The sequence below is a fragment of the Bradyrhizobium sp. SHOUNA76 genome, from assembly GCF_023006445.1.
Classification (GTDB): domain Bacteria; phylum Pseudomonadota; class Alphaproteobacteria; order Rhizobiales; family Xanthobacteraceae; genus Bradyrhizobium.
In genome coordinates this window covers 1-6,092 of the sequence record NZ_JALBHA010000406.1, presented here as the reverse complement: position 1 = coordinate 6,092, position 6,092 = coordinate 1, and the positions used below count along the sequence as shown (strand labels likewise).

Below are 6,092 nucleotides of genomic sequence, written 5' to 3'. Positions count from 1 at the left end.
AGGCCGAGGTCGATGCGGCCGGGAAACAGCGCCTCCAACATCTTGAAGCGCTCGGCCACCACCAGCGGGGCGTGATTGGGCAGCATCACCCCGCCGGAGCCGACGCGGATATGCTTGGTCACCGCCGCGATCTGCCCGATCATGACGTCGGGCGCCGGGCTCGCGACCGAGGCGAGGTTGTGGTGTTCGGCGAGCCAGTAGCGGACATAGCCGAGCCCGTCGACATGGCGCGCCAGGTCGATGCTGTTGCGCAGCGCCGCGGCGGGCCTGGTGCCTGATGTGACGACCGAGAGATCGAGGACTGAGAGCGGGATCATGGCGCGCTAAGTTAGTTGCGGGCGGCGACGCGGCAATGGGCTGACGGCGCAGGTCTGGCGTGTGCGGGCTGCGAACCGGCCGTCCAGAATACGTTGGGACAACCGACGACTGCGTCGTCCTCAATTTAAGCTGCCCACCGCAGCGCTTTGACCACCGGCTCCGGCTCCCAGGTCATATATCATTGATTATACGTTCATTTTTTGATATTGATCGAATCCCACAATTTCAGCATTTAGGCACAAGAATTCAATACATTCCGCACGAAGTGGGCCATTTCCCATCCACGATGGGCTGTAGCTGGATTCGCCTTTGCCCTATCTTAGGCCCTTCAAGCGAGAACCTGACCGGTGGCCGCCAAATTTGGCGACACAATCTGGAGTGAGTGGTGCCATGACCGATCTGACGACGCCTGCCCGAGCCGACGGGCAAGACGGGCACCTGAAGCGGCCTGCGATCTCCTTCGAGTTCTTTCCGCCCAAGACGGAAGATATGGAGCGCAATCTCTGGGAGACCATCAACCGGCTCGCCCCGCTCGACCCGAAATTCGTCTCGGTGACCTACGGCGCCGGCGGCTCGACGCGGGAGCGGACCCACTCCACCATCTCGCGCATCCTCCAGGAGACCGCGCTGCTGCCGGCGGCGCATCTGACCTGCGTCGGCGCCTCGCGCGGCGAGATCGACGAGATCGTCGACCGCTATCACGAGGTCGGCGTCCGCCACATCGTGGCCTTGCGTGGCGACCCCGCCGGCGGCATCGGCACGCCCTATGCCAGCCATCCCGACGGCTATCAGAGTTCGGCGGACCTCGTCGCGGGGATCAAGAAGCGGCATGCCGATATCGAAGTGTCGGTCTCGGCCTATCCCGAGAAGCACCCGGAGGCGCGCGACTTCGATGCCGACATCGACACGCTGGAGGCCAAGGTCGATGCCGGCGCCAGCCGCGCGATCACCCAGGTGTTCTTCGATAACGACCTCTACTTCCGCTATCTCGACCGCGTCCGCGCGCGTGGCATCAACATCCCGATCGTGCCGGGCATCATGCCCATGCACAATTTCAAGCAGGCGCGCAATTTCGTCACCCGCGCCGGCACGACCGTGCCGGACTGGTTCGCCTCGAAGTTCGAGGGCCTCGATGACGACGCCGAGACCCGCAAGCTGGTGGCCGCGACCGTTGCCGCCGGCCAGGTGCAGAAGCTCGCCAAGAATGGCGTCGACACCTTCCACTTCTACACCATGAACCGCGCCGATCTAGTGTTCGCGATCAGCCATTTGCTCGGCATCCGCGCCAAGAGCGCGCAGAAGGCGGCTTAAGACAACATGACCGTATCCACCTCTCCCAAGCGAACTGCCCTGCTCAACGCCGCGCGCGAGCGCATCCTCGTGCTCGACGGCGCCATGGGCACGATGATCCAGAACCTCCAGTTCGACGAAGCGGCTTTCCGCGGCGAGCGTTTCAAGAATTTCCATCGCGACCTGCGCGGCAACAACGACCTCTTGATCCTGACCCAGCCGCAGGCGATCGAGGACATCCACGCCGCCTATTTGCGCGCCGGCGCCGACATCGTCGCGACCAACACCTTCTCCACGACCTCGATCGCGCAGGCCGATTACGATCTCACCGACATCGTCTACGAGATGGCGCGCGAAGGCGCCCGCCTCGCCGGCAATGCCGCGCGGCGCGTCGAAGCCGAGGACGGCAGGCCGCGCTTCGTCGCTGGCGCCATCGGGCCCACCAATCGCACCGCCTCGATCTCGCCCGACGTCTCCAATCCCGGCTACCGCGCCGTCACCTTCGACGATCTGCGCAAATCCTATGGCGAGCAGATCAACGGCATGCTCGACGGCGGCGTCGATCTGCTCTTGGTCGAGACCATCTTCGACACGCTGAACGCCAAGGCGGCGCTTTATGCGATCGCGGAGATCACCGAAGCGCGCGGCATCGACATGCCGGTGATGGTGTCGGGCACCATCACCGACAAGTCCGGCCGCCTGCTCTCGGGCCAGATGCCGGAGGCGTTCTGGTATTCGGTGCGGCACGCCAAGCCTGTCACCATCGGCTTCAACTGCGCGCTCGGCGCCGAGGATCTGCGCGCGCATATCGCCGATATCGGCCGCGTCGCCGACACGCTTGTTTGCGCCTATCCCAATGCCGGCCTGCCCAACGAGTTCGGCCAATACGACGAGACACCCGAATACATGGCGCGCCTGGTCGGCGAGTTCGCGCGCGACGGTTTGGTCAACATCGTCGGCGGCTGCTGCGGCACCACGCCGGACCCTATCGCGGCGATCGCCGCCGCGGTGGCCCCGCACAAGCCGCGCATCGTGCCGGAGATCAGCCCGCGCCTGCGGCTCTCCGGCCTCGAGCCGTTCATCCTGACGGACGCCATTCCGTTCGTGAACGTCGGCGAGCGCACCAACGTCACGGGCTCGGCCCGCTTCCGCAAGCTGATCACCAATGGCGACTACACCGCCGCGCTGCAGGTCGCGCGCGACCAGGTCGAGAACGGCGCGCAGATCATCGACGTCAACATGGACGAGGGGCTTCTGGACTCCGAAGCCGCGATGATGACCTTCCTCAACCTCGTCGCCGCCGAGCCCGACATCGCCCGTGTGCCCGTGATGGTGGACTCCTCGAAATTCTCGGTGATCGAGGCCGGCCTGAAATGCGTGCAGGGCAAGCCGGTCGTCAATTCGATCTCGATGAAGGAAGGCGAGGAGAAGTTTATCTTCGAGGCCAAGATCGCCCGCCGCCATGGCGCGGCTGTCGTCGTCATGGCGTTCGACGAGGTCGGCCAGGCCGACACGTTCGCGCGCAAGACCGAGATCTGCAAGCGCGCCTACGACATCCTGGTGAACAAGGTCGGCTTCCCGCCGGAAGACATCATCTTCGATCCGAACATTTTCGCGATCGCGACCGGCATCGAGGAGCACAACAATTACGGCGTCGACTTCATCGAGGCGACGCGCTGGATCCGCCAGAACCTGCCGGGCGCGCACATCTCGGGCGGCGTCTCCAATCTGTCATTCTCGTTCCGCGGCAACGAGCCGGTGCGCGAGGCCATGCACTCGGTGTTCCTGTATCACGCCATCAAGGCCGGCATGGACATGGGCATCGTCAACGCCGGGCAGATGATCGTTTATGACGACATCGATGCCGAGCTGCGCCAGGTTTGCGAGGACGTCGTCCTCAATCGCGATCCGGGCGCGTCCGAGCGGCTGCTGGCGCTCGCCGAGAAATTCCGCGGCAACAAGACCCAGACCAAGGAAGCCGATCTCGCCTGGCGCGAATGGCCGGTGGCGAAGCGGCTGTCGCATTCGCTGGTGCACGGCATCACCGAATTCATCGAGCAGGACACCGAGGAAGCCCGCAAGGCCTCATCGCGCCCGCTCGACGTGATCGAGGGCCCGCTGATGGCCGGCATGAACGTGGTCGGCGATCTCTTCGGCGACGGCAAGATGTTTCTGCCGCAGGTCGTGAAGTCCGCCCGCGTCATGAAGCAGGCGGTGGCCTGGCTAATGCCGTTCATGGAGGAGGAGAAGGCGCGCAATCTCGCCAACGGCATCGGCACCGAAGGTTCATCGTCCGCCGGCAAGATCGTGCTCGCGACCGTCAAGGGCGACGTCCACGACATCGGCAAGAACATCGTCGGCATCGTGCTCCAGTGCAACAATTTCGAGGTGATCGACCTCGGCGTGATGGTGCCGGCTGCCAAGATCGTCGAGACCGTGAAAGCCGAAAAGGCCGACATCGTCGGTCTCTCCGGCCTGATCACGCCCTCGCTCGACGAGATGGCATTCTTCGCCGGCGAATTGCAGCGCGAAGGCCTCAAGCTGCCGCTGCTGATTGGCGGCGCCACCACGAGCCGCGTGCATACGGCCGTCAAGATCGACCCGAGCTATCGCGCCGGCCCCGTCGTGCATGTCAACGACGCCAGCCGCGCCGTCGGGGTCGCCTCCTCGCTGCTCTCGCCCGAGAAGCGCGAGGCCTATGCCGCCGAGGTCCGCGCGGAATACGCAAAAATCTCGGACGCGCATCTGCGCGCGCAGGCCGACAAGAAGCGCCTGAAGCTCGCGGCCGCGCGTGCCAATCGCGTGCCGGTCGACTTTGCTGCCAACAAGCCGGTGAAGCCGACCTTCCTCGGCATCCGCAGCTTCGACGACTACGACCTCGCCGAGCTGGTCGACTGCATCGACTGGACACCGTTCTTCCAGACCTGGGAGCTCGCCGGACGCTTCCCCGCCATCCTCGACGATTCCAAGGTCGGCGAAGTCGCGCGCTCGCTCTATGACGACGCGCGCAAGATGCTCGATACCATCGTGAAGGAGAAATGGTTCCGGGCGCGCGCGACGATCGGCTTCTGGCCGGCCAACGCTGAAGGTGACGACATCGTGCTCTACGCCGACGAGAGCCGCACGAAGCGCATCGCGACGCTGCACACGCTGCGCCAGCAGCTCGAGAAGCGCGAGGGCCGCTTCAACGCGGCGCTGGCCGACTTCGTCGCGCCCGCGGGCGTGCCGGACTATGTCGGCGGCTTCGTCGTCACCGCCGGCATCGGCGAGGACGTGGTCGCCGACCGCTTCAAGATGGCGAACGACGACTACTCCTCGATCCTGTGCAAGGCGCTGGCCGATCGCCTGGCCGAAGCCTTCGCCGAGCGCATGCATGCCCGCGTGCGCCGCGAGTTCTGGGCCTATGCGCCGGACGAGGCGCTCTCGAACGAGGAGATGATCCTGGAGAAATACCAGGGCATCCGCCCCGCCCCCGGCTATCCCGCGCAGCCCGATCACACCGAGAAGGCGACGCTGTTCGAGCTGCTCGATGCGGAAGCGAACTGCGGCGTGAAGCTGACCGAGAGCTTTGCAATGTGGCCCGGCTCCAGCGTGTCCGGGCTCTATTTCGCCAACCCTGCGAGCTATTATTTCGGCGTCGGCAAGATCGAGCGCGACCAGGTCGAGGACTATGCCGCGCGCAAGGGCATGAGCGTGGCGGAGACCGAGCGCTGGCTCGCGCCGGTGCTGAATTACATCCCGTCGCAACAGACCGACAAGACCTTTGCGGCAACACCCGCGAACGACGAGACGTCAAAGGACCTTGCCTCCCACCCGCCCGGCTGCACCTGCGCGGTGCATCTGGTCTGGCAGAAGAAGCGCGCAGGGGCGGGATAGGCCCGCCTGCCAAACAAAAAGTGCGAAAACAACCCCATGCACAGTAGAATGGGGTTGAAAAGGTTGAAGAATTTTGGGTGCCGAGGCCGGGTTTGCGGCGTCGGGCAAAACAGCGATAAACTTCCATCATCGGCTGCGTCGCGGTCTGACAACCTCGCCAAGCCCAGCGCCGTCATTCCGGGGCGCGCCTCTTGGCGCGAGCCCGGAATCCATTTGTCCTCGTCCCGAGCAGCACGATTCTCAGGTGCGCAATTGCGCACCATAGTTTGATGCTGCGCATCGCCCCGGAATGACGGAGAAATCCCCCTCACCCTTTCGGCGGCGCCAGCGGCTGCACGAACTCCTTGAACGGCGCCAGCCCTATCTGCCGCGCTTCATGGCCGGCGGTCCCGGCAATCCGCTCGGCGCTCGCGCGATGTATCTCGGCTCGACCGTCTACCGCATCCACGGCACCAACCAGCCGTCGACCATCGGCAAGTTCGTCTCGTCCGGCTGCATCGGCATGCTGAACGAGGACGTTTCCGACCTGTTCGACCGCGTCAAGGTCGGCACCCGCGTGGTGGTGATGCCGGGCGGCCCGCCGCCCGGAACGGCGACCGCCTCCGCAG

At 64.9% G+C, this 6,092-nt stretch carries 3 protein-coding genes and 1 pseudogene; 3 read left to right on the top strand and 1 reads right to left on the bottom strand.

What is annotated here, in order from left to right:
• On the bottom strand, positions 1-317 hold a 317-nt coding region (locus MOV74_RS29050; protein ID WP_246930082.1), incomplete at its 3' end, for an MsnO8 family LLM class oxidoreductase.
• A 391-nt stretch (positions 318-708) separates the two neighbouring features.
• On the opposite strand from MOV74_RS29050, the gene metF reads away from it, so the two are divergent.
• The 3 genes and pseudogenes from metF to MOV74_RS29035 all read left to right on the top strand — a co-directional run.
• On the top strand, positions 709-1,629 hold the full coding sequence (gene metF / locus MOV74_RS29045) for a methylenetetrahydrofolate reductase [NAD(P)H] (RefSeq protein WP_246930081.1): 921 nt from the start codon (positions 709-711) through the stop codon (positions 1,627-1,629).
• A gap of 6 nt (positions 1,630-1,635) precedes the next feature.
• On the top strand, positions 1,636-5,484 hold the full coding sequence (metH, locus tag MOV74_RS29040) for a methionine synthase (protein WP_246930080.1): 3,849 nt from the start codon (positions 1,636-1,638) through the stop codon (positions 5,482-5,484).
• Positions 5,485-5,821: 337 nt separating this feature from the next.
• Positions 5,822-6,092 (top strand): annotated as a pseudogene (locus MOV74_RS29035) (L,D-transpeptidase); the annotation flags it as partial.

Coding starts and splice junctions, on each gene's coding strand:
- metF (WP_246930081.1), top strand. CDS start 709: ATGACCGATCTGACGACGCCTGCCCGAGCCGACGGGCAAGACGGGCAC.
- metH (WP_246930080.1), top strand. CDS start 1,636: ATGACCGTATCCACCTCTCCCAAGCGAACTGCCCTGCTCAACGCCGCG.